General features: G+C 39.2%; 21 protein-coding genes. 4 read left to right on the forward strand and 17 right to left on the reverse strand.

Features of this window, described 5'->3' with window-relative positions; genetic code table 11:
• Nucleotides 1-79: 79 nt before the first annotated feature.
• The 9 genes from ABN217_RS14085 to ABN217_RS14120 form a co-directional block, all read right to left on the reverse strand.
• Entirely contained in the window at nt 80-595 is a 516-nt protein-coding gene (locus ABN217_RS14085; RefSeq protein ID WP_197269592.1) for a tetratricopeptide repeat protein, read from the reverse strand.
• Nucleotides 596-654: 59 nt separating this feature from the next.
• Complete coding sequence (locus ABN217_RS20685) at nt 655-1059, reverse strand: SPM autocatalytic domain-containing protein (RefSeq protein ID WP_502935128.1); 405 nt, start codon at nt 1057-1059, stop codon at nt 655-657.
• A 127-nt stretch (nt 1060-1186) separates the two neighbouring features.
• Nucleotides 1187-2383, reverse strand: coding sequence for a lactate oxidase (locus ABN217_RS14090; RefSeq protein WP_196554887.1), 1197 nt, complete (start codon nt 2381-2383; stop codon nt 1187-1189).
• A 127-nt stretch (nt 2384-2510) separates the two neighbouring features.
• Nucleotides 2511-3134, reverse strand: a complete 624-nt coding sequence (gene ycaC / locus ABN217_RS14095) for an isochorismate family cysteine hydrolase YcaC (protein WP_072069846.1) — start codon at nt 3132-3134, stop codon at nt 2511-2513.
• A gap of 376 nt (nt 3135-3510) precedes the next feature.
• Complete coding sequence (gene narI, locus ABN217_RS14100) at nt 3511-4188, reverse strand: respiratory nitrate reductase subunit gamma (RefSeq protein WP_109409196.1); 678 nt, start codon at nt 4186-4188, stop codon at nt 3511-3513.
• On the reverse strand, nt 4185-4910 hold the full coding sequence (gene narJ, locus ABN217_RS14105; RefSeq protein ID WP_349459538.1) for a nitrate reductase molybdenum cofactor assembly chaperone: 726 nt from the start codon (nt 4908-4910) through the stop codon (nt 4185-4187). Before narJ ends, narI begins: the two co-directional genes overlap by 4 nt.
• Nucleotides 4910-6463, reverse strand: a complete 1554-nt coding sequence (gene narH, locus ABN217_RS14110) for a nitrate reductase subunit beta (protein ID WP_072069849.1) — start codon at nt 6461-6463, stop codon at nt 4910-4912. Before narH ends, narJ begins: the two co-directional genes overlap by 1 nt.
• The gene (locus tag ABN217_RS14115; RefSeq protein WP_349440869.1) at nt 6463-10224 is read right to left on the reverse strand and encodes a nitrate reductase subunit alpha; all 3762 of its coding nucleotides are present in this window, start codon (nt 10222-10224) and stop codon (nt 6463-6465) included. The genes narH and ABN217_RS14115 overlap by 1 nt, the downstream gene beginning before the upstream one ends.
• 52 nt (nt 10225-10276) lie before the next feature.
• Entirely contained in the window at nt 10277-11671 is a 1395-nt protein-coding gene (locus ABN217_RS14120) for a NarK family nitrate/nitrite MFS transporter (RefSeq protein WP_072069851.1), read from the reverse strand.
• 297 nt (nt 11672-11968) lie between these two features.
• On the opposite strand from ABN217_RS14120, the gene narX reads away from it, so the two are divergent.
• Together narX and narL are read left to right on the forward strand one after the other, a co-directional pair.
• Nucleotides 11969-13798 (forward strand): nitrate/nitrite two-component system sensor histidine kinase NarX, encoded by a 1830-nt coding sequence (gene narX / locus ABN217_RS14125; protein ID WP_196554889.1) that lies wholly within the window; start codon nt 11969-11971, stop codon nt 13796-13798.
• Between the two features lies 1 nt (nt 13799).
• Nucleotides 13800-14453 carry a two-component system response regulator NarL gene (narL, locus tag ABN217_RS14130; protein WP_082151816.1) on the forward strand — a complete coding sequence of 218 codons (654 nt, stop codon included), beginning with the start codon at nt 13800-13802 and terminating at the stop codon, nt 14451-14453.
• Here the strand turns inward: narL and ABN217_RS14135 are convergent.
• Entirely contained in the window at nt 14450-15352 is a 903-nt protein-coding gene (locus ABN217_RS14135; protein WP_197269595.1) for a LysR family transcriptional regulator, read from the reverse strand. The genes narL and ABN217_RS14135 overlap by 4 nt on opposite strands.
• A 111-nt stretch (nt 15353-15463) precedes the next feature.
• On the opposite strand from ABN217_RS14135, the gene ABN217_RS14140 reads away from it, so the two are divergent.
• On the forward strand, nt 15464-15904 hold the full coding sequence (locus ABN217_RS14140; protein WP_196554891.1) for a PACE efflux transporter: 441 nt from the start codon (nt 15464-15466) through the stop codon (nt 15902-15904).
• A 38-nt stretch (nt 15905-15942) separates the two neighbouring features.
• Here ABN217_RS14140 and ABN217_RS14145 read toward each other — a convergent pair whose 3' ends face one another.
• From ABN217_RS14145 to ABN217_RS14175, 7 genes are all read right to left on the reverse strand, one after another.
• Nucleotides 15943-16173, reverse strand: coding sequence for a hypothetical protein (locus ABN217_RS14145; RefSeq protein WP_072069856.1), 231 nt, complete (start codon nt 16171-16173; stop codon nt 15943-15945).
• A 103-nt stretch (nt 16174-16276) separates the two neighbouring features.
• Nucleotides 16277-17074, reverse strand: a complete 798-nt coding sequence (locus tag ABN217_RS14150; protein ID WP_196554892.1) for a sulfite exporter TauE/SafE family protein — start codon at nt 17072-17074, stop codon at nt 16277-16279.
• A gap of 202 nt (nt 17075-17276) precedes the next feature.
• A complete protein-coding gene (locus ABN217_RS14155) occupies nt 17277-19022 on the reverse strand; it encodes an acetyl/propionyl/methylcrotonyl-CoA carboxylase subunit alpha (RefSeq protein WP_197269596.1) in 1746 nt (581 codons plus the stop codon).
• Nucleotides 19023-19038: 16 nt separating this feature from the next.
• Nucleotides 19039-20616, reverse strand: coding sequence for a 5-oxoprolinase subunit B/C family protein (locus ABN217_RS14160; RefSeq protein WP_197269597.1), 1578 nt, complete (start codon nt 20614-20616; stop codon nt 19039-19041).
• Nucleotides 20617-20630: 14 nt separating this feature from the next.
• Nucleotides 20631-21437, reverse strand: a complete 807-nt coding sequence (locus ABN217_RS14165) for a putative hydro-lyase (RefSeq protein ID WP_196554895.1) — start codon at nt 21435-21437, stop codon at nt 20631-20633.
• 2 nt (nt 21438-21439) lie between these two features.
• Nucleotides 21440-22225 carry a LamB/YcsF family protein gene (locus tag ABN217_RS14170; protein ID WP_072069860.1) on the reverse strand — a complete coding sequence of 262 codons (786 nt, stop codon included), beginning with the start codon at nt 22223-22225 and terminating at the stop codon, nt 21440-21442.
• Nucleotides 22226-22238: 13 nt separating this feature from the next.
• Nucleotides 22239-23489, reverse strand: coding sequence for an NRAMP family divalent metal transporter (locus tag ABN217_RS14175; protein WP_349459539.1), 1251 nt, complete (start codon nt 23487-23489; stop codon nt 22239-22241).
• Nucleotides 23490-23955: 466 nt separating this feature from the next.
• On the opposite strand from ABN217_RS14175, the gene ABN217_RS14180 reads away from it, so the two are divergent.
• Complete coding sequence (locus ABN217_RS14180; RefSeq protein WP_072069862.1) at nt 23956-24615, forward strand: GntR family transcriptional regulator; 660 nt, start codon at nt 23956-23958, stop codon at nt 24613-24615.
• Nucleotides 24616-24761 lie beyond the last annotated feature (146 nt).

The following is a 24761-nucleotide window of genomic DNA, read 5'->3' on the forward strand; positions in this document are numbered from 1 at the left end:
TTTCGTAATAACCAATAGACAAAACCCCATGCTTGATATTGAGCATGGGGTTTTTATTATCATAAGTATATATATTGTTTTATTTTTCTATTTTTAAATCTTTCATTTTTAACTGTACAACTCCATCCCAGTTGTCAATATAATATTGACATTCATAACATCCTAATTCTGCGGCCTTCTTATAATAAAACCTTGCTTTTTCAAAATCTAACGGTATATCACGCCCTAAAAAATACTCAGTACCTACTGCTTGATAACCGCCATAATAACCCGCATCACCTGCTTGATGAAATAATTCCATTGCCTTTTTAATATTATTGTTTTTATCATACATATAACCTAAATTTACAGCTGATGGCCCCATGTAATCATCTTGTCGATCAATAGAGCGTTGGTAATATTTTTCAGCTTCAACATTATTACCACTTTGCTGATAAATAACTGAAACCATCCAATTAGCTTCACTATTACCATCATCAGCAAGTTTTATTAAACTATAAAATTCATCTTTTGTATTTGGCATTTTTATGTTGGACGATGCTAGAAAATCGGGATCATGTGAATAAACTTTATCAGGAACAAGAATATCAGCCATTGTGTTTCCACTTAACATAATTGCCGTACTAAAAAAAATGATTTTAATCCATCTATTTTTCATAACCATATATCATCACTATTAAGTAAGGTATTATTCTTTTGAGAAGAAATATGTGTATTAAATACGATATCGGAAATTTCAGTATGACGGCCATCATTCCATATAACAGAGCTCGTTAATAAAAATTGATTGCCATTTTCATCTATAATTCCATTATTCTCATATATTAAGTTTATAGCTTCTATACCTGAACACTCAATGTCAACTAACTCATCAATATCTGTTTCTCCATTAATATTCTTATCTACCCATAGATTTAGAGAAGACCAGATTACATCATTATTATCAATTCTATTATCTTGATTGTTATCATACTGAGATAATGCATCAAACCCGTGCTTTGCATAACTTCCTAATATATTAGAGACCTTATGACCAAACGCTTCTATCCATTTGATAATCCATTATAAAAATAGTGATATAAAAACATGACACTATAATTTATAGATTTATTTTTATATAAAAATAAAACCGCACTTAACATTTAATTTAAGTGCGGTTCATTTTATTTTTTTAATACATTTTTAATTATTGATTAAAACTTGCTTCAGTATAAAGTGGAGTAGATTGAATATCTTTTATTGTTTTCGCGCCACCTAACATCATATTAATTCTTAATTCTTTATTTAAATGTTGGATAACTGAATTCACACCTTCAGCACCACCTAAATTTAAACCATAAAGAATTGGACGACCTACTGCAACAACGTCTGCGCCACTTGCTAATGCTTTAAATACATGAGAGCCACGACGAACACCACTGTCAAAGACAATAGGAACACGTTTATTCACCACTTTTGCAATCGCAGGTAATACATCAATGGTTGCGGGTGCGCTATCTAATTGACGACCACCATGGTTAGAAACCCAAATTGCATCTGCACCGGCTTTAATAGCAGTATCTGCGTCTTCAGGTGATTCGATACCTTTTACAATGACCGGTAAACCAGACATTTTTTTCACATACTGAATATCTGCTGGTGTGAAGGCTTGTTTAGCTTGTGCATAAATTTCACTGATACCCGCACCTTTACCTGTTTTAGATTTATCATCACTGATTTTTGCAAACGCTTCTAAGTTGGCAAAGCCGAGTGGAAATTGGAAATTATTTTTCACATCATCTTCACGATAACCACCAACAGAAGAGTCGATAGTCATAATGATACCTTTAGCGCCATACTGTTTTGCCTGAGATAAAATATACTCATTAAAGGCATCATTTTTGCTCATATAGAGCTGGAAGAAGAACGGATAACCTGGTTGAGCATCAGCCACTTCTTTGATGGTTTTATTTCCATAAGTACTTAATGAGAAAATAGAACCCGCTTTCGCCATACCTCTTGCTGTGGCAACTTCGCCTTGTTGATGAGCAAGCCCTTGAGCCGCCATCGGCGCCTGAATAATAGGCGTATCTAATTTAATACCTAGAAATTCTGTTTTTAGATTTATGTCAGAAAATTCGATGCCTTGTAATGAACGAGGCATAATATATTTTTTATCAAAAGCAGTCGTATTTGAACGTAAATTATTTTCGTCTTCTGCACCACCACGAATATAACCAAAAGCCCCTTTTTCCATATTCGCCTGAACTTGTGCTTCCATGGCTTTTAAGTTAACTATTTTAATTGGGCCTTCTGCTGTACTTGCTTTATATTCAGCTGCTTGTGCAACACCTACGCTTAATGCCATTGCAATAGCGGTTGTTTTTAATAGCTTATTTTTCATTTCTGATCCATTTGTTAATTTAATTAGGGGCTTATATCTATAATTTAATAACTTTTTATTTTCATTAAATTATACTTACCGAAAAATAATATAAGCCCTATTTTTAGGGAAAACTTAAATTAATCGATTACTTTTTTGTTAATGCATTATAACTTGTCATAAGGTTACGATAGTCTGGAATATGGTTAGCAAACAGTGTACCTAATCCTTCGACATCATTACGCCAATCACGGTGTAATTCACAAGCCAAACCAAACCAGTTAATCAATTGAGCACCCGCTTTTGACATTCTGTCCCACGCTGAATCACGTGCGATTGAATTGAAAGTCCCTGAAGCATCTGTGACAACAAATACTTCAAAACCTTCTTCAAGTGCTGATAATGCAGGGAATGCGACACAAACCTCAGTCACAACACCAGCAATAATTAGTTGTTTTTTACCTGTTGCTTTAACTGCTTTTACAAAATCTTCATTATCCCAAGCATTAATTTGTCCGGGGCGAGCTATATAAGGTGCATCAGGGAACATCTCAACAAGTTGAGGCATTAAAGGGCCATTAGGGCCATTTTCAAATGAGGTAGTCAAAATGGTAGGTAAATTAAAGTATTTAGCAGCATTGGCTAATGCTAATACATTATTATTGAATTTATCTGGCTCGATATCTCTCACTAAAGAGAGTAATCCGGCTTGATGGTCTACCAACAAAACAGCGGCATTATTTTTATCAATACGATGATATTTAAAGCTCATAATAATCTCCGATAATATAATAGAGGTAAGACTCAATTAAATCATAGCACCAAATTTATATGACGATATTCAGATCCTTTTAAATTTACATTTAAATGTACTTATTAATAATAAACAATCTATTGCAAACTTAAAATTTAATTGAATATCACGATACTTAATTAACTGCTTATTTGTTTATATAAATTTATTCGTTTCGTTGAAAAGAATTATAAGTGCAATCATTCTTAAATGAATCTAAAGATTATTGCTCTAACCGTTCAAAAAATTTGTTGATGTTTTAGGACAGGAAAAAGAAATAAAAAAACCCCCGCGGGCGGGGGTGAGATAAGCGCAACTAAAAGGTCTCTAACTTACTATCAGGAGATGGATCTCATTAATGACGATTACGGACAATTTGATAGCGACGAGTTAAGTACTCAACAGGTACGCTCCAAATATGGACTAATCGACAGAATGGGAATAATAAGAAAATCGTCATTCCTAAGAAAATATGCAGTTTAAATACCCATGCAACACCTTCAAGATTTGCTGAAGCACCACCATGGAATGTCACAATAGATTGTGCCCATGCCACCAGCTTCATCATTTCACTACCATCCATATGTTGTGCTGAGAATGGAATTGTTAGTAGACCTAATGCCACTTGAATAACCAGCAGCGTTAAAATCATAATGTCACCAAATGAAGATGTGGCTCTCACTCGTGGATTGGTTAAACGGCGTTTTAATAACATCACGCCCCCCACCAGCATTAACACACCACAAGTACCCCCCCCCACCATCGCCATAATTTGTTTATATTCAATAGGCAGGAATGATTCATACATCCAGTGTGGCGTTAACATACCTAAAAAATGCCCTGCAAAAATACCGATGATCCCAACGTGGAATAAATTAGAAGCCAATCGCATATTTTTCTTGTCTAGCATCTGGCTAGAGCCTGCACGCCAAGTGTATTGACCGTAATCATAGCGTAACCAGCTACCGATAATAAAAACGGCACCAGCAATATAGGGATAGATATCAAAAAATAACATATTGATGTAATTCATTTTTGTGCTCCCGTATTCAAAGAATTCCCCACATTGAGATATTGAACTGCGGTTTCTTGTGCAAAACGACGCTGATGTTGGCTAATATTGCTACTGCCACATTGTGTACCTTCTCCAAGAAACGTCACTTGTTCTTCTTCCCATACTGCATCTAACGCCGCTGGGGTATCATCTAAAGGCTCTTTTTCTACTTGAGCAGTGAGTTGTGATGCTTCTAGCCCGCTTTGTGAAAGACAAAGCAATACATCAAAGAGAGCGTGATAATCACTGCCTCGCTGTTTTAAACGTTCACCTAACAGTGCCAAAATAGGAGCAATATTGTTTAGCCCTTCAATACACTCGGTTGTAGGTAAAAGTGTTAAATACTCAAGGTAAGTAGGCAAATAGTCAGGGAGTTCATGGCTACTTAATGTGATCCCCGCTTGTTGATATTGATTTAACAGATCAACCATTGCCTGACCACGATCGCGAGATTCACCATGAACATGTTCAAATAACAACAGTGACCGAGCTCGACCTCTATCAAAAAGCTCACTGTAGTTAGATTGCGCATCTAATAACTCTTGTTGCGTTAAAGCGTGAATAAACGCCATCAATTTTGCAACTTGAGTCACAGGAAGCTCATCAGCCTCCTGTAATGCATCAATAAGCTCGCCACGGTTATCCCACAACTCTTGTGTGGGATAATCTAAAAGATGAGAAATAACTTTCAGAGAAATCATTATATTTTCTCCTCTGAACGACGTTCATCCTGAGGTGTTCTTGAAGTGATATCAATCGCATCGATGCGATGACTATTAAACAAATTAAATTTGCTATCACTACCATGGCAACCATCACCAAAGCTAAAACCACAACCATTACGTTCTGGAAAAGCCTCTCTTGCAAGTTCTCGATGGCTTGATGGAATAACAAAGCGATCTTCATAATTTGCAATAGCAAGATAACGATACATCTCTTGTGCTTGTGCTTCAGTTAAACCGACTTGCTCTAACGCACTTAAATCAGTTTTTCCTTCTACGGTTTCAGCACGTTTGTAATGACGCATCGCTAACATTCGTTTTAGTGCTAATAATACTGGTGCAGTATCCCCAGCCGTCAGTAAATTGGCTAAATACTGAACTGGAATACGCAAGCTTTCTACATCAGGCAGAACGCCTGTATGTGGTAACACCCCTGCATCAGCAGCAGATTGAATTGGTGACAAAGGTGGTACATACCAAACCATTGGTAAGGTGCGGTATTCTGGATGCAATGGCAATGCGAGCTTCCAATCCACTGCCATTTTGTAGACAGGTGAACGCTGTGCTGCATCAATCACACTTAATGGAATACCTTGTTCTTCAGCCGCTTTGATAACTTCTGGATCAAAAGGATCTAAGAAGATATCTAACTGGCTTTGGTATAAATCTTTTTCATTATCCGCACTGGCAGCTTGTGAGATTTTATCTGCGTCATACAGCATTACACCCAGATAACGAATACGCCCTACACAAGTTTCTGAACACAGTGTTGGCTGACCGGCTTCAATACGTGGATAGCAGAAAATACATTTTTCTGACTTACCACTTTTCCAGTTGAAGTAGATTTTTTTGTATGGGCACCCAGTTAAACACATGCGCCACCCACGGCATTTATCTTGGTCGATAAGCACAATGCCATCTTCAGCGCGTTTATAAATCGCACCACTTGGGCAGGTCGCCACACAAGCAGGATTTAGGCAGTGTTCACATAAACGTGGTAAATACATCATGAATGTATTTTCAAACTGTCCATACATCTCTTTTTGCATGTTGGCGAAGTTTTTATCCGCAGCACGTTTGCTAAATTCGCCACCTAAATCATCTTCCCAGTTTGGACCTCTTTCGATTTTGGTCATGCGTTGACCAGTGATCAGCGAGCGAGGACGTGCTGTCGGCAATGAGCCTTCTGGTGCATTTTTCAAATGCTCATAGTCGTAATCAAATGGCTCATAATAATCATCTAATGCAGGGACATCAGGGTTGGCAAAAATCTTAGATAACAGACCAACACGGTTACCCATTCTTGGCACTAATTTACCTTTGATATTTTTGATCCAGCCACCTTTCCACTTTTCTTGGTCTTCCCAATTTTGTGGGTACCCTGTACCTGGTTTTGTTTCAACGTTATTGAACCATGCGTATTCAACACCTTCACGGCTAGTCCATACGTTTTTACAGGTTACTGAACAGGTATGGCAACCGATACATTTGTCGAGGTTGAGTACCATACCGACTTGTGAACGAATTTTCATTATGCCTTCTCCTGTCCATTCAGGGTCTGTTGATAAGCATCACCTTCACCATCAAGCCAATCAATCTGTTTCATCTTACGCACCACAACAAACTCATCACGGTTAGAGCCAACAGTACCGTAGTAGTTAAAGCTATAAGCTAATTGAGCGTATCCACCAATCATATGGGTTGGTTTAGGGCAAACACGCGTCACAGAGTTGTGAATACCACCACGCATTCCCGTCACTTCTGAGCCGGGTAGGTTTATTTGACGCTCTTGTGCGTGATACATATAAATCATGCCATCAGGAATACGTTGACTGACAATGGCTCTTGCCGTTAACGCACCATTACTGTTGTACGCTTCAACCCAATCGTTATCGCTAACTCCCATCTCTTTAGCATCATCTTCACTTAGCCACACTACGGGGCCACCACGACCTAGTGTTAACATTAGTAAGTTATCGCTATAAGTTGAGTGAATACCCCATTTTTGGTGAGGAGTCAGGAAGTTCAGCGCTTTTTCAGGGAAACCATTTGGTTTTTTACCCTTAACCGCATCAATCGCTTTGGTATCAATTGGTGGACGATAAACCACTAAGCTTTCACCGTAAGCACGCATCCACTCGTGATCTTGATACAACTGCTGGCGACCACTTAACGTACGCCAAGGGATCATCTCGTGAACGTTGGTATAACAAGCGTTATAAGAGACATGCTCATCTTCAAGACCAGACCATGTAGGGCTTGAGATAATCTTACGAGGTTGAGCAACGATATCGCGGAAACGAATTTTTTCGTCTTCTTTCACTTTGGCTAAATGCGTGTGATCACGTCCAGTCACTTTACTTAGTGCATCCCACGCTTTTACAGCCACTTGACCATTAGTTTCAGGCGCTAAAGAGAGGATAACTTCAGCAGCATCAATTGCCGTTTCAATCGCTGGACGCCCTTTTGCTGCGCCATCATGACGAACACGATTGAGTTTTTTCAGGAAATCGACTTCTGTTTGTGTATTCCAACTGATCCCTTTACCGCCATTACCCAATTTATCCATCAGAGGGCCAAGTGAGGTAAAGCGAGCATAAGTATTTGGATAATCACGCTCAACAGGAATAAGGTGTGGTGCTGTTTTACCCGGAATAAGGTCACATTCACCTTTTTTCCAATCTTTTACATCGAAAGGCTGTGCCATTTCAGCAGCTGAGTCATGTTGAATAGGTAATGTCACTAAATCGGTTTCAACCCCTAAATGGCCTACACACAATTTAGAGAAGGTTTTAGCGATACCTTTATAGATTTCCCAGTCTGTTTTAGACTCCCAAGCAGGATCAACGGCTGCCGTTAATGGGTGAATAAATGGATGCATATCCGAAGTATTCATATCGTCTTTTTCATACCATGTTGCGGTTGGTAAAACGATATCTGAGAAAAGACAGGTACTTGACATGCGGAAGTCTAAAGTCACCACTAAATCAACTTTACCTTCACCACCTTTATCTTGCCATTCCACTTCTTGTGGCTTAACTTGACCTTGCTCGCCTAAATCTTTACCTTGTAACCCGTTCTCTGTACCTAGCAGGTATTTCAGTAAATACTCATGTCCCTTACCCGCCGAACCTAATAAGTTAGAACGCCAAATAAATAAATTACGAGGGAAGTTTTGTGGGTTATCAGGTTGCTCTGAAGCAAAACGGATTTCACCTGATTTCAATGCATTAACGGTATAATCAGTGGCACTAACGCCTGCCTCTTGGGCTTTTTTCGCAATAGTCAGAGGGTTTAAGTTTAATTGAGGCGCCGATGGTAACCACCCCATACGTTCTGAACGCACGTTCATATCAACCAAGCTACCACTAAAGCGTGATTTATCCGCTAATGGTGATAATAACTCCGTTGGTGATACGGTCTCGTAACGCCACTGACTGGAGTGATTATAAAAGAACGATGTACTGTTCATATGACGAGGTGGACGTTGCCAATCAAGACCAAAGGCTAAAGGCAACCAACCTGTTTGTGGACGTAATTTTTCTTGTCCAACATAGTGTGCCCAACCGCCACCGCTTTGCCCGACACAACCGCAGAAAATCAGCATGTTGATAATACCGCGATAGGTCATATCCATGTGATACCAGTGGTTAATACCTGCACCTACAATCACCATAGAACGACCATGCGTTTTTTCTGCATTATCTGCAAATTCACGCGCAATACGGGTGATATCTTGACGGTTTACGCCTGTAACTTTTTCTGCCCATGCTGGTGAATATGCTTTGATTTCATCATAATTTGATGCGCAGTTTTCATCATTTAAGCCACGATCAATACCGTAGTTTGCTAATAACAAGTCATAGACAGTTGTAACGTATTTTTCTTCGCCATTCGCAAGTGTAATACGCTTAGCTGGCAGTTTATGAACGAGAACATCATCAAGGGCAACACCTTCAAAGTATTCACTCTTAATGCCACCAAAGTAAGGAAATGCAACATCAACAACATCATCGTGGCTCTCTAGAAGCCCCAATTGTAAAGTGACTTCTTCGCCACTTTTACCGTCTTTAGGCTCTAGATTCCATTTAGCAGCCCCTTCCCAACGAAAGCCCATTGAACCTTGAGGAGCAACCAGTTGCTGTGTTTTCTCATCAATAGCAATGGTTTTCCACTCTGGGTTTTTCTCCTGATCAAGATTGTTCACTAAATCAGAAGCACGTAGCATGCGACCCGCAACTAAATTGCCAGAATCATGTTTATCTAACATCACTAACATTGGCATGTCAGTGTAAGTGCGCACGTAGTTACTAAAGTATTCAGTTTGGCGTTTAACGTGGAATTCGTTAAGAATAACGTGTCCCATCGCCATTGCCATTGCGCTGTCAGTACCTTGTTTTGGATTTAACCATTGGTCACACAGTTTAGCGATTTCAGCGTAATCCGGTGTAACCGCAACGGTTTTTGTTCCTTTGTAGCGAACTTCTGTAAAGAAGTGGGCATCTGGAGTACGTGTTTGCGGTACGTTAGAGCCCCATGCAATCAGATAAGAAGAGTTATACCAGTCCGCTGATTCAGGAACGTCTGTTTGCTCACCCCATGTCATTGGTGATGCGGGTGGTAAATCGCAATACCAATCGTAAAAACTTAAACATGCCCCGCCAATAAGAGATAAATAACGCGCACCCGCAGCGTATGACACCATCGACATTGCCGGAATTGGCGAAAAGCCGATAATACGATCAGGACCATATTCTTTAGCTGTAAATACGTTAGAAGCGGCAATAATTTCATTCACTTCAGACCATGAAGAGCGAACAAAACCACCACGACCACGTGCTTGTTTATAGCTTTTCGTTTTTTCTGGCGAGCTGATAATTGAAGCCCAAGCATCGACAGGATCACTGTGTTGTGCTTTCGCTTCACGCCATAATTTAATTAAGCGTTTACGCACCATAGGATATTTAACGCGGTTTGCGCTGTATAAATACCATGAATAGCTTGCACCACGAGGGCAACCTCGAGGTTCATGATCGGGTAAATCAGGGCGTGTACGTGGGTAATCCGTTTGTTGTGTTTCCCAAGTTACTAACCCATTTTTGACATAAATTTTCCAGCTACATGAGCCTGTACAGTTAACACCATGAGTAGAACGGACAATTTTGTCATGTTGCCAGCGACTACGATAACCATCTTCCCAGTCACGATTAACATTTAATTCTTGGCCATGATCCTTTGAAAAGGTATCGCCAAGTTGTTTAAAATAGCGGAATCTATCGAGAAACTTACTCATCAGATACTCTCCCAATGCGCGCGAGCGCTCTCACATTGCGTATAATTCGTCATTATTGTTTATTGTGTTTACGTCCATAGACCAACCAAGTGATCAAGACGCAGGCGATATAAAATAGAACAAAGATTTTCATGGCTCCGGCAGGTGAGCCAGTCATTGCAAGTGATGTGCCAAAGGCTTTAGGAATAAAGAAGCCCCCAATTGCACCAATTGCAGAGATAAAACCAAGCGCAGCCGCACTTTCTGTTACCGCTTCTTTTTGAGCGGCTTCATCGGAAGCACCTTGTGCTTTCATACGGTCAACAGTAATTTTTCTAAACACCACTGCAATCATTTGGAATGTAGAACCACTACCTAAACCTGCGGTTAAAAACAGCACCATAAAGACGCCATAAAACGCGATAAATGAGCCACCAGCACCGTTTTCAGGTAGTGTTAAGAAAAGTAGAGCAGAGAAAATTGCCATGATGATAAAGTTAATCAGCGTGACTCTAATCCCCCCAAATTTATCAGACAAAGCGCCACCGACAGGGCGAGCTAAGGCACCTAATAAAGGTCCAAAGAAGGCATAATGTAAAATAATGATATCTGGGAATTGGGTTTTAGATAACATCGCAAAACCCGCTGAAAAACCGATAAATGAACCAAAAGAACACAGGTATAAAATACTTAATAACCAGAGGTGACCACGTTTTAAAACGGGTAATTGCTGGCTTAAAGAGGCTTTATTCGCCGCAAGGTCGTTCATACCAAACCATGCCGCAAATGTCAGAATAAGTAAGAAAGGAACCCAAATCCACGCGGCATTTTCTAACCATAAACGTGAACCATCTGGCTGAACAACACCCGGACCACTAAACATTGCAAAAACGCCAACACCAATCACTAATGGTGCGACTAACTGCATAACACTGACACCCAGATTACCTAATCCACCATTTAATCCTAATGCCCCACCTTGACGTGCTTTAGGAAAGAAAAAGCTGATATTTGCCATACTGGATGCAAAGTTTGCCCCAGCAAACCCACATAATAGAGAAATGACAATAAAGGTTGAATAGGTCGTTGTCGTGTCTTGCACTGCAAAACCCAGCCAAATACAAGGAATAATCAGAAATACCGTGCTGATTGCTGTCCAGCGACGACCACCAAAGATAGGAATAACAAAAGAGTAAGGAACGCGCAAAATAGCGCCAGATACCGAAGGTAATGCTGTCAGCATAAACAACTGATCTGTGGTAAAGTTAAAACCTACTTTGTTCAAATTTACTGCAACGGCACTAAAAAGCATCCATACACAGAACGATAAAAGTAAACAAGGAACAGAAATCCATAAATTGCGTGAAGCGATCTTTTGACCAGTCTTTTCCCAAAAAGCTTTATCTTCAGGATGCCAATCTTCGATCACCCCTTTTCTCATTTTTTCTGGGTGTTGAGTGAGTGCCATAACAACCTCGATTAACGGTTAGATTGGCACCTTTTTACGATTAGATTTGTTAATAAGTCATGATCTGCATCAAGCAAGGTTTTGTTTGATTTTTAGACTGATTGTATTATTCACACCTAAGTATTAATAGGGTTAGTCTTAATTTTTCATTTTAAATTAACAAGTTAAATAAAAAACACTATACTTTGTAAGTGAAATTACACCTACTGGCTATTTAGGGGTAATACTTTAGTAGTATGTGACATTTGATGAGTTTTTAAGGCAATATAGCGCCAGAATAAATTTGGAAAAATAACGATGAGTACTCATAAAGTCCAATGGCACTACCGTTTTTCAATTATTAATCAAATTGCGATATTAATGTTACTTTTCACTCTATTGGGTGTGGTAGGCATGGCGATTTCTAACCATATTATTTTGAGTGTACAAGGTAATGCTCATGCGATTAATAAGTCTGGATCGCTACGAATGCAAAGCTATCGCTTACTATCTGCTTTACCCCTAGATGAACAACATCGTTATTACCTTCATGAATTAGAAACCGATTTAGACAGCAATGAGTTACTTCAAGTCCTGAGTAATGCATCGTTACAATCACAATATGCTCAATTAAATACATACTGGAAGGAAACCTTAAAACCAACCTTGCTCTATGCACAACAACGAGATGATGCAAAACAAGAAGTCGCCTTGTTTGTTTCTCAATTAGACAAATTAGTCTTAAGCATAGATCAGTTAACAGAACAAAAAATAAGGTTGGTAGCTTATACGCAGCTGATTTTCACTGCACTCACACTGTTATTGTTATTTGGCTCTGTTTGGCATTTCCGCCGCCGTTTACTTCACCCTTGGCAGCAATTAATGGCAATGGCGAACTCAATTGGTCATGGTAATTTTTCTGCCCGCTTTCACCAACGCACACATCACGATGAAATCGCCACACTCGGTATTGCACTTAATACTATGTCAGAAGAGCTTTCTACACTTTATAGCGAGCTAGAAAAAAGAGTGGTTGAGAAAACTCACGATTTACAACAAAAGAATAAAGTACTCTCTTACCTCTATCATTCAAGTCAACAATTGCATTCACCCACGCCTCTTTGCGCTCGATTAAGACAAATATTATTTGAGCTTCAACAAATTATTCCTGATGCTTATTTGCAAATACGTTTATATGAAGATAATCACCACACGTTGTTTAATGAAATTAGTTTAGCGCCAAAATCTCGCCCTGAGCATTGCCCTGATAGAGAGTGCGAACGTTGTGAAGAAACTTCTTTTACCGAAACACCACTACATAGTGAACTACTGCATTGGGAACTCGCCGATCAGATCCATCGTTATGGATTGTTTGTTATGCAATTACCTGAAAATATGGTGTTGAGTGATGAGCAAAAAAATCTCATGTTATTACTCACAAAACAAATTTCGGCAATGCTGGCAATGGAGCAACAAAACGAGCAACAGCAACAGCTACTATTGATGGATGAGCGCTCAGCGATTGCACGTGAATTGCATGACTCAATTGCACAATCGTTATCATGTTTAAAAATGCAGGTTAGCTATTTGCAAATGCAGTCTGAGACCCTTCCAGATAATTGCCAAAAATTACTTAAAGAGATGCGTGAAGAACTGAATGTCGCATATCGACAATTAAGAGAATTATTAACGACATTTCGTTTAAAACTCACAGAGCCTGGATTGCTTGCTGCACTAGAAAGCACACTCAATGAATTTAATCAACGCCTTGGTTTTGCTATTAATTTTGATTATCAGCTACCAGCAAAATGTGTCAATTCACATCAAAGCATCCATGTTGTTCAAATTGTACGTGAAGCATTAAATAATATTTTGCAACATGCCAATGCAAACTGGGCTGAAGTCTCTTTAAGCCTTAATAATGGGCAAGTAGAACTAAAAATTAATGATAATGGTGAAGGAATTAGCCCTAACCCTGAAAAATTAAATCATTATGGTCTTATTATTATGCGAGAGCGCGCAAATAGCCTAAATGGTTCTTATACTATAAAAGTACGTGAACAGGGCGGTACTCAAGTGTTTGTTAAATTTCCATTAATAACTACTCATAAAGATCCTGTCCAAAATGGAGCAAGTCGTAATGAATAATATGGTTCCACCCACAGAAAAAGCGACAATTTTACTGATTGATGATCATCCAATGTTACGCAATGGCGTAAAACAACTCTTAAGTCTTGATGCAACATTAACTGTCGTTGGGGAAGCGGGGGATGGGCTACAAGGTGTAAAATTAGCAGAGGAACTCGATCCCGATTTAATCTTACTCGATCTAAATATGCCAGGAATGAACGGCTTTGAAACACTCGATCAACTGCGATTAAAATCATTGTCAGGCAGGATCGTGGTTTTTAGTGTCTCAAATTACAGTGATGACTTAGTAACAGCACTAAAACGTGGTGCTGATGGTTATCTTCTAAAAGATATGGAACCTGAAGAATTACTTGCGGCACTTAAACAGGCGGCTGCCGGAAAAATGGTTGTCAGCCCTGCATTAACGCCTATTTTAGCTGAATCATTACGTGAAGATCGTTCTGAAGGTGAGCGTGATATTGAACAGCTCACCCCGCGTGAACGTGATATTTTAAAACTAATAGCACAAGGGCTATCCAATAAAATGATCGCACGTAAACTTGATATCACAGAAAGTACGGTCAAAGTACACGTTAAACACTTACTGAAAAAAATGAAGCTAAAATCTCGTGTTGAAGTTGCCGTTTGGGTTCATCAGCAACGTGTCGATTAATCAAAATTAGGTACAATGGGCTGATGAGAACTCATTAGCTCAACTAACTCTTTCGCCCCTTTTTGTAACGACTCCCCTTTTAACCACATGGCATGAATAGGCAATCGCAATTCATTTTTCGTATTTTTAAACTGAAGTTGCTTTAATTTACCTTTTTGTAATTGAGTATAAATCAACGAATATGGCAAATTACCCCATCCCATTCCTGCTTCAACCATGCCTAATGCCATTTGAAAACTATCCGTTTGCCAATAATTCGTAGCCACTAATGAGCGCTCATCCCTCAACTCTTTGGTGTGACTTGCGATCATAATTTGGCGAACATTTACTAAATCCTCAATAAATACGCCAGATGGGTGTGCTAATGCAATATGACTTGCAGAGATCGTTGCCACTAATGATTCAGAGCCGAGATATTGAAATTGCTCATCACCATTCACATACAAGCCCCCATAAACTAGGCTCAATTGAATTTTATGCGAATGCAACATCTCAATAATGTCATCTTGTGCCGAGGTTATCACATTCACATTAAGTAATGGATAACGTTGCGTTAATTCAGATAACGCAGGTAATAAATAATCAGGATTAATATCAGCTGCAACACCAATATTTAAGACACTTTCGAGATCCATGGAAAGCTCTTGAGCATGCACTTGTAATAATTTTAATTGCTCTGCGATCATTCTGGCATGAGGTTCAAGTGCTTTGGCTTTTTCGGTTGGCTGAGGCTCTCGTGATGAGCGCTCAAAAAGTGCATAACCTAATTCAGCTTCCATATTGGCAATCGCCATACTGACTGCGGAAGGAACGCGTTTTAATGAACGAGCTGCCGCAGAAAAAGATCCCTTATCCATCACGGCTAAAAATATCGCAATATGTTCACTTGAAAACTGCATGTTCACTCCTGATGTTTCAGTTAAATTGATACTAGCTGACTTTTTCTGTCATTCTTGCTGATTTATCTTACGATGCTTAACAACACTAATCCACAGAAAAAAGAGAGCACAATGCAAGGTATCAAACGAAAAATTGTCTACGTGACAGCTTATGAGATTTTTGGGTGGGTTATTTCATCCGTTGGACTTGCTCTTTTGGCCGATAGCTCAACAGCAGTAACTGGCCCATTAGCACTTGTGATAACAACAATCGCGGTGAGTTGGAATTTTATTTATAACTGTATGTTTGAATTTTGGGAAAGTCGGCAGATTTCAAGAATTCGAACTTTTAGACGTCGTATTGTACATGCAATTGGATTTCAGCTAACACTAGTACTCTATTTAATTCCGTTAATTGCATGGTGGCTTAATGTTTCGTTATGGCAAGCGTTAGTGATGGATTTTGCGCTGATCATCATTATCCCTTGTTATACTTTCGTTTATAACTGGATATTTGACAAAGTATTTGGTTTACCGAAATCTGCATTACCTGAAAATGCGCCTGTAGCCTAAACGACAAGCGAATTAAGAAGAGTGATCTGCAATTAAGATCACTCTTTAACAGGATAGATATCTTCTAAGGCAAATTGCTCAATACCGCCCTCTAACTCACAACGACCTAAACCCATGTTTTTATCATCAGCCGTTGTTCTTTTGAGTAACTTACCTGTTACTTGAGAAAGCTGAGTATCTAATTCAACAACACGATAATATTCTTTCATATAGCTTTCTTCACCTAGCGCCATATAAACTAAAAATTCATCACCTATTTTAATGTTCATCTCGTTTCTACTTACTCTTAAGAATTAATCTAATAATGATCAATTAGTTTAGTCTAACGAAAGGTAATAAGAGAAAAATTGACTCACTCGATATTACATTAAGTTAATTTATTAACTTCCAACTCATCATCATGATGCTGATCAGAATAAAAGACAGTGTTAAGTATTGGAAAAAACGCTCTGATAAATATGCTAAAAGATAGCGTGCTAGCGGAATAGAAAGTAATGAGCCTAAACAGAGAATAAGTGCGGTATGTACGTCGGTATAGCCACCAGCACTATAAGCGATAGCGGAGCCCCCCGAAAGAATGGTTGTAATAAAAATAGAGGTACCAATCGCCTCTTTAATCCCCATTTGTGCAAAACGCATTAATACAGGCAATACGACTAATCCCCCCCCTACTCCCGTTGCTCCAAGCACAAACCCTGCACTCATTCCTGGTACAAATAAGGAAGAAAAAGTAACAGATGAAGATGGTGGCAAAGAAATTAAAGGATCTGAACCTGTTGATCTTCTTATCATTCGTTGTAAAAACAAGACCAATGAAAATACAATGGCAACGATCATTAAAATATTAATACCAGATTCAACACGATCGTAATATTGAGGTTGCGATCCCAACCACGTCACCCCATAACTTGCTAAAAAAGTTGCAGGAAACATGATCGCTAAAATTAATAATGCGGGTTTTAATGGAATATTACCTAAACGAAAATGGATATAAGAAGACGAGAGTTTCATTAGCATAGATAACAAATTAGCTGTTGCCACAGCCGCTAATGCATTCATTCCAAAAAGATAAATAAGAACAGGCAATAAAATAACGCCTCCGCCAACTCCGGTCGTTGTAATAACTAACCCTATTGCAGCGCCGATAAGCAGTTGTGAGACGAGTAACATCTTATTTCCTTTTGCTGATAATTTAGCGAGCCTAGATTATAGGCAAAATAACTTATAACCAAAAGGAATTAGATATAACAAATAGATATATAAATAAAGTTATTATAAAAAACCCTTTAATACGAAATTTACTCATATTAAAGGGATAAGATTAAAGACAGGTATTATTCTTATTAATCAATGTATTAATTCTTTAACGTACTTAATTTATTTCAGCTAAAATGGTTTCTGCTGAAAAGTAATCGCCTGTTTTGGCTTTTTGCTGTAATACCCCGTCACGAGATGCGACTACCTGAACTTCCATTTTCATCGCTTCCATAATGGCAATGACATCACCTTCTTTAACTTTATCACCATCAGATAAGATCCAGCTATGTAATATGCCAGAGATTGGCGCTATCACCGCTTTTTCATTCTCTTCTTTCTCATGATTAGCACTGATGGCTGTTGGTATTACCGCAGAGAGTGACAGTAATTGAGCAGGCAAAGCAAGTTCATGACGACGGCCATCAATTTCAATAAAGGTACGTACAAGTTCTTCATTTTTTGCTGGTGTACTACGAGGAAAATGGATATTTTTTGCCTGAAAATCAGTTTCAATCCAACGAGTATGCACTTTAAAACTTTCAACAAAGTCATCTTGTTCCATCATTTCACAATGGAAAGATAATACACTTGCCACGCCTTCTATTTTAAATTCAGATAATGCTCGACGAGCACGAGCAATGGCTTGTTCGCGAGTTGCCCCCGTCACTATCAGTTTGGCCATCATTGAATCGAATTGACGTGAAACCTGATTATTTTCAGCAACACCACTATCAACTCGCACACCAGGGCCTGAAGGCTGAGAAAAATGTGTAATTAAACCAGGTGTAGGTAAAAAACCTTTGGTGGGATCTTCCGCATTAATCCTAAATTCAAAAGAGTGACCGCGCGGGACGGGAGTTTTATCAACACTTAGTGGTAAACCTTCAGCAATACGTAACTGCTCGATAACTAGATCAATACCTGCGGTTTCTTCTGTAACTGGATGCTCTACTTGTAAACGGGTATTGACTTCCAAAAATGAGATAGTGCCATTTGCACTTAATAAAAACTCAACTGTACCAGCCCCTATATATCCCGCTTTAGCACAAATATCACTGGCTGATTGATGAATACGTTGGCGTTGTTCATCATTTAAATAAGGTGCAGGTGCTTCTTCAATCAACTTTTGATTACGACGTTGTAGTGAACAATCTCGTGTTCCGACGACGACGACATTGCCTAATTTATCTGCGATAATTTGCGCCTCGATATGACGGGGCTTATCTAAGAATTGTTCAACATAACATTCGCCACGACCAAATGCCGTGACAGCTTCTCGTACTGCCGAATGATAAAGTTCTTCAATTTCTTCCATTTTATGGGCAATTTTTAAGCCTCGTCCACCACCACCAAAAGCAGCTTTAATCGCAACGGGTAAACCATATTGCTTAGCAAAATCTAATACTTCTTTGGCATTATTAACAGGATCAGCAGTGCCATTAACTAAAGGAGCACCAACTGACTGTGCAATTTTACGTGCTTTCACTTTATCGCCAAGAACTTCAATCGTTTCAGGATTTGGCCCAACCCAAATAAATCCGGCTTCTTGTACCGCTTTTGCAAAATCCGCTCGCTCTGAAAGAAAACCATAGCCCGGATGGATCATCGTCGCTTTAGCTTTACTAGCAATATCAATAATTTTGTTGATATCTAAATAGCTTTCTTTCGGTAAATTACCATTGAGTCCATAAGCTTCATCAGCAAGACGAACGTGCAGTGCATCAATATCATCATTCGCATAAATAGCAATTGAAGTGGCACCATAATCCTGACAAGCACGAATGATACGAACTGCGATTTCGCCTCGGTTTGCAATAAGTACTCGATGCTTCACTCGTTGTTTTTGGTTAATTGTTGTCATGAGTGGCATTCTCCTATCAATATTCTTGAAATTCGGTAATTGGATTAAAACGAATTTTAGCGTTAACAGGGATCTGCCCTGCGAGTGGTAAGTGATATTCAGCGACAGCACCAATAACAGGATAGCCCCCCGTTAATGGGTGATCGTTAAGAAACAAAACAGGCTGCCCATTAATTGGCACTTGTATTGCACCAATACAGGTACCTTCACTTGATAATTCTTGTTGTTGCTCACGTGTAAGAGGCGTTTCGCCTAATAAACGTAAACCAATACGATTAGATTGTGGTGTGACCTGCCATAATTGAGAGGTCAGCGTCTTTATTGCATCCGCGGTAAACCAGTCAGTACGAGGGCCTAAAACAATATCAAGCGTGACGGTATCTCCTTGTTTTGGCAGTGTTAATATTGGTTGCTCCTCAACAATAATGCGGTTTGATGTGCTGTCGTTGTTAAGGTGAAGAACATCTCCTTCTTGCAGTGCACTAGGCCCAATTTGCGCTAAAGTATCAAAAGCATAACTACCTAAAACTTTAGGTAATTCAAACCCACCTCTCACAGCAAGATAGCTACGTACCCCTGTTGTTGGTATGCCTAAAATAATTTCATCACCACAACGAACATCAATAGGTTGATAGCTTGATAGATATTCACTCTCTCCCGACTCATGTTTTAGTAAAATAGAACAATCCGCCCCAGTTAAAGCAATAACACAATCTTGTCGCGCTTTAAGCCTTAATCCACCTTGAGTTATCTCAAGTGCCACGAAAGTTGTCGGATTCCCCACCAAACGATTAGCCGCATGTAAAGCAGGTTTATCTAGTGCACCAGAAGCGGAAACTCCCATTGATGCAGCACCAATTCGTCCTTCATCTTGAAATAATGTCTGCAACCCTGCCGAAATGACATATAAGCCTTTATCATTTAATGAGAGAGAGGAAGTTACTGCTAATTTTTTTTCAGGTAATGAAACTGTTATTGGTGCTTTTTGTGCATCAATAAAATGCACTTCATTTCCTGGCAATAAAAAGGCAGGTTGTTTGCGGGAAAGATCCCACATTTTTATTTCCGTAGTTCCGATTAATTGCCAACCACCTGGGCTTTGTTGTGGATAGACACCACTAAATTCACCAGCTAATCCGACAGAACCTGCTGGGATCCGTGTGCGAGGAGTTTTACGCCGAGGTACATAGAGCTCAGTTTCATCAGCGATCAGATAAGCAAAGCCCGGCGCGAAACCGGTGAATGCCACTTGATAGGTTTGTTCGGTATGTCTTCGGATCACATCATTTGTGGTTATACCTAATAATTCAGCCACTTCATGAAGATCTTCCCCTTGGTAATGAACAGGGATCGTTAATGATTGTGCTTGACGTGCTGATACCGCTTTGATTTCTAATTGTCGGAGCTGAATAACAAGTTCTTCAGCCGTGATTAGCCACGGAGTATAGTGAATTAAGAGCGTTTTCGCTGCGGGCACAATATCTTGAATAGCAACAATATCCGCTTGTTTAACGGATTCATACAACGCAAGCGTCTCTTTTAGAGAGGAAAGCTCAACAAGTAAATGGGATAAGTTAACCGGTAAAAAGCGCAAAGTATCTTCCTCCCTTATACGTGATAAGCTGCATCGGGCACATCGGTAATAAACATATGCCCAGGAGCATGGCTAAGTGCAAAAGGAACACCTGAGCGCATCACCGCCGCTTGTGGTGTCACACCACAAGCCCAAAACACAGGGATCTCACCGTCTTCAATTCTCACTGGTGAACCAAAATCTGGTGACATTATGTCTTTGATACCTAACGCTTCAGGGGAACCAATATGGACAGGAGCACCATGTACCGAAGGAAAGCGACCACTTATCATTACTGCATCAGCAATTCTATCTGAAGGAATAGGACGCATTGAAACAACTAACTCGCCTTCTAATCGTCCTGCTGGGCGACATAAGCGATTGGTTTTATACATTGGAACATTGCAGTTATCCGTGATGTGTCGAATTTCAATGCCCGCTTCTAACATCGGCGTTTCAAAAGTAAAACTACAGCCAATAAGAAATGTCACGAGATCAGGCTGTTGTGCCCAAATGGCTGTAGCATCTGTAATTTCATCCGCTAATTTGCCATTTTCCCAAACACGATAAAGAGGAATATCAGTACGTAAATCAGCTCCTTGCGCTAAAACAGTGCGATAACTACCTGATTCACAAACATCTAATATTGGGCAGCTTTTAGGATTGCGCTGTGCATAAAGTAGGAAATCAAATGCCCAATCACGAGGCAAACTAATCATATTTGCTTGTGTCATTCCTTTTGCCATACCTGCTGTTGGTATAGCTAAACCATGACGAATTGCTAATCGAGCCTCTTGTGCTTTGGCGATTGCATCAGCAGTTGCTTTCATTAAATTTGTCATATTTACCCCTCACTTTTCAGTAAAGCTGGAGCAAATGCTTTAATTTCAACACCATGATTTATTAAAGTTTCTTTTACGTTTTTAGCTAAATTGACTGCATCAGGACTATCACCATGGACACAAATAGAATCTGCTTCTATAGCAGTAAAAATACCTTCTATAGACTCAATACCACCTTCTTGTACAAGTTGTAACATACGTTGTGCAACACGTTTCGGATCATGTAAAACTGCGCCCTCTTTTTTACGAGAAACCAGAGTACCATCAGCGTGATAAGCTCTGTCTGCAAAGGCTTCGGCTATTACATGAAGCCCTTTTTCTTTTGCAAGTGTAATCAAGGGAGATCCCGCTAAAGCAACTAATACCAATTGAGGATCTACGGCAAGTATCGCCTCAATAACAGCGAGCGCTTGGCGTTTATCATGAGCAATAGTGTTATAAAGTGCACCATGAGGCTTAACATAAGTCACGCTCAAACCTACTGCTTTAGCTAGCCCTTGCAAAGCACCAATTTGATAAATCACATCAGCGGTTAATTCATCACTGGCAATATCCATATTACGACGGCCAAAACCTACTAAATCAGGATAGGCAACATGAGCTCCAATCGAGACATTATGTAGTTTTGCCGCTTTTAATGTTCTTAAAATTCCATCAGGGGAGCCAGCATGAAAACCACAGGCAATATTGGCACTACTGACTATTTCAAGTACCGCATTATCATTGCCCATTGTCCATTGTCCGAAACTTTCACCTAAATCACTGTTTAAATCGATAGTATTTATCATTGTTATTATTCCTTTAAGCAATCTTGAGGTAGTTGAAAATCGCACCAACTGACATGATGCCCATATACCAAGTCAGTACACAGACTAAAATACCTGACCATAACAACCATGCTGGGTATTTATAGCCATTCATTAAGTCTTGGCGACGCCATGCAACAAAAATAAACAGTGTCATACCAATAGGTAAAATCAGACCATTAAAACCACCGGCAAAAACTAATAAAGCAGCGGGCGCTGTTCCCATCATCATATAAATAGCTAATGAAACAGCAATAAAGATAATGGTTGCGATATTACGTTGGCGCTCCGTGATCCCTTTTTTAAACACAGTGATAAATGACATAGAAGTGTAAGCAGCACCAATAACACTAGTGAGAGCTGCCGCCCATAAAATAAGACCAAAGATACGTAACCCAGTTAAACCTGCGGCATGTTGAAATGCTTGTGAAGCAGGGTTTGCTGCATGGCTAGAAATATCTAATGTGACACCACTGGCAACAACACCCAAAATGGCAAGAAACAAGATATAACGCATCAATCCAACAACTAAGATACCTTTTGTTGCAGCGCTCGATACCGCTTCAATATTCTCAATACCCGTCGTTCCCTTATCAAGAAGGCGATGAGCACCCGCATAACAGATATAACCCCCTACTGTTCCACCCACAATCGTGGTAATTGTGGCAAAGTTAATAGAGTCAGGTAAAACTGTTTGTCTTAATGCTTCACCAATAGGTGGATTAGAAGCAAACATGACAAAAACAGTTAGCAAGATCATGACAATACCAAGAATGATAATCATACGATCAATAAAATTACTGGCTTTGCGTGAAGAAAAAATATAGATCGCAAGTAATGCACTTAAGATCCCACCCCATTTAGGATCTAGTCCAACCATCGCATTAAGCCCTAAACCTGCACCTGCAATATTACCGACGTTAAAAACTAAACCACCGAAGATAACTAATATTGCCAGCAAATAGCCACTTCCCGGGATAGCTTTGTTAGCAATATCTGAAGCGCGCATATTGGTTACCGTGATCACTCGCCAAATACTCTGTTGCACAATAAAATCAATCACGATCGATGCTAAGATCCCAAATGCAAATGCGGCACCCATTGTCGCCGTAAAGGTTGCTGTTTGTGTAATAAAGCCAGGACCAATTGCCGAAGTTGCCATTAAAAAAATAGCGGCAATCAGAGAGGAACGTCTACTTTTTATAAACGAAGTTGAAGCTGTATTTGCAGAATCTTGTGTAGCCATAAGCTACCCCCTTTATCATCATTATTTTAATTATTATTACTAAGGCAATTTGCATGCCATTGTTGAGCATGAATCGTTGATTGTTAATCATATGATATTAGATTGTTGAACAATTAATAATAATAGATGAATAAATAAGCAAATAGATTTAAATATGAGATGATAAAAGTGCAAAGAAGATCGCATTTTTAACATTTTGTTGACAATTCGGGATAATTTATTCGTATCAAAAATGCACGAAAATAAGGCATACAAAAATTGGATGCACAAAAATAGTGCATTCAAATGAGGAAAAATAAATTTGAGTATTAAAGATTGATAAAAAAAAACTAATTTTTTTAATAAAAAGAAACAGAAAGCGATATTGTAGAGAGTGATAAGTACAACATACAGCAACAATAGAGGTTATATATTGTAAAGCTCACTGATAGAATAGATGTTTCTATTGAGCTAATAGCAGAAGATAATGCAGAAAAAAACATCACCACAAATTCTTTCTCAAAAAGTCGCCAATATTATTCGGCAAAAGATCACTATAGGAGAATTACCTCCCGGTGAAAGACTTTCAGAAACCGCATTAAGTGAAACATTAGAGATATCTCGTAATACCTTGAGAGAGGTTTTTCGTGTACTGACTCAAGAAGGGCTGTTAACTTATAAACCTAATCGTGGTGTTTTTGTTTCAGTGCCAGATATGGCCTCTATTATGGATATTTATCGTGTAAGGCGGTTAATTGAGTGTGATGCATTGCGACATTCTTATCCTATGCACCCTGCTATTATTAGAATGCAAGATAGTGTCAATCAAGCAAAAAAGTTTCAAGAACAACAGGATTGGAGTGGTGTCGGAACCTGTAATATGCATTTTCATACCGCTATCGCTGAGCTTTCTGATAGCCCCAGATTATTTAAGCAATACCAGCTTATTTTAGCTGAATTACGTTTAGCATTCGGTTTATTAAATGATCCTCAATTATTACATGCGCCTTATATTGAGAAAAACGAACAGATTTTAATACTGTTAATGGATGGCAAAGCACAGGAAGCGGCGATGGCTATGGAAGACTATTTGGAAATTTCAGAAAGGACAGTACTCGCTGCATTTTCTCGCTATAATCTTTGTTAATTATTCAGTTGATAATAAAAATGCCCTATATTGGGGCATCTAAATAGCATATTTTTCTATTTAAAAAACCCCAAACGCAAAAAAGCCAACCCATTGGGTTGGCTTTCTCGTCTTATTTAATGCCTGGCAGTTCCCTACTCTCACAT

The sequence above is a fragment of the Proteus sp. fly-1067 genome, assembly GCF_040139345.1.
Lineage (GTDB): Bacteria > Pseudomonadota > Gammaproteobacteria > Enterobacterales > Enterobacteriaceae > Proteus > Proteus vulgaris_B.

Bases quoted from the DNA above. Each gene is read 5' to 3' on its own strand.
- ABN217_RS14085 (WP_197269592.1), bottom strand. From the start codon at position 595: ATGGCTGATATTCTTGTTCCTGATAAAGTTTATTCACATGATCCCGAT.
- ABN217_RS14090 (WP_196554887.1), bottom strand. From the start codon at position 2,383: ATGAAAAATAAGCTATTAAAAACAACCGCTATTGCAATGGCATTAAGC.
- ycaC (WP_072069846.1), bottom strand. From the start codon at position 3,134: ATGAGCTTTAAATATCATCGTATTGATAAAAATAATGCCGCTGTTTTG.
- narI (WP_109409196.1), bottom strand. From the start codon at position 4,188: ATGAATTACATCAATATGTTATTTTTTGATATCTATCCCTATATTGCT.
- narJ (WP_349459538.1), bottom strand. From the start codon at position 4,910: ATGATTTCTCTGAAAGTTATTTCTCATCTTTTAGATTATCCCACACAA.
- narH (WP_072069849.1), bottom strand. From the start codon at position 6,463: ATGAAAATTCGTTCACAAGTCGGTATGGTACTCAACCTCGACAAATGT.
- ABN217_RS14115 (WP_349440869.1), bottom strand. From the start codon at position 10,224: ATGAGTAAGTTTCTCGATAGATTCCGCTATTTTAAACAACTTGGCGAT.
- ABN217_RS14120 (WP_072069851.1), bottom strand. From the start codon at position 11,671: ATGGCACTCACTCAACACCCAGAAAAAATGAGAAAAGGGGTGATCGAA.
- narX (WP_196554889.1), top strand. From the start codon at position 11,969: ATGAGTACTCATAAAGTCCAATGGCACTACCGTTTTTCAATTATTAAT.
- narL (WP_082151816.1), top strand. From the start codon at position 13,800: ATGGTTCCACCCACAGAAAAAGCGACAATTTTACTGATTGATGATCAT.
- ABN217_RS14135 (WP_197269595.1), bottom strand. From the start codon at position 15,352: ATGCAGTTTTCAAGTGAACATATTGCGATATTTTTAGCCGTGATGGAT.
- ABN217_RS14140 (WP_196554891.1), top strand. From the start codon at position 15,464: ATGCAAGGTATCAAACGAAAAATTGTCTACGTGACAGCTTATGAGATT.
- ABN217_RS14145 (WP_072069856.1), bottom strand. From the start codon at position 16,173: ATGAACATTAAAATAGGTGATGAATTTTTAGTTTATATGGCGCTAGGT.
- ABN217_RS14150 (WP_196554892.1), bottom strand. From the start codon at position 17,074: ATGTTACTCGTCTCACAACTGCTTATCGGCGCTGCAATAGGGTTAGTT.
- ABN217_RS14155 (WP_197269596.1), bottom strand. From the start codon at position 19,022: ATGACAACAATTAACCAAAAACAACGAGTGAAGCATCGAGTACTTATT.
- ABN217_RS14165 (WP_196554895.1), bottom strand. From the start codon at position 21,437: ATGACAAATTTAATGAAAGCAACTGCTGATGCAATCGCCAAAGCACAA.
- ABN217_RS14170 (WP_072069860.1), bottom strand. From the start codon at position 22,225: ATGATAAATACTATCGATTTAAACAGTGATTTAGGTGAAAGTTTCGGA.
- ABN217_RS14175 (WP_349459539.1), bottom strand. From the start codon at position 23,489: ATGGCTACACAAGATTCTGCAAATACAGCTTCAACTTCGTTTATAAAA.
- ABN217_RS14180 (WP_072069862.1), top strand. From the start codon at position 23,956: ATGCAGAAAAAAACATCACCACAAATTCTTTCTCAAAAAGTCGCCAAT.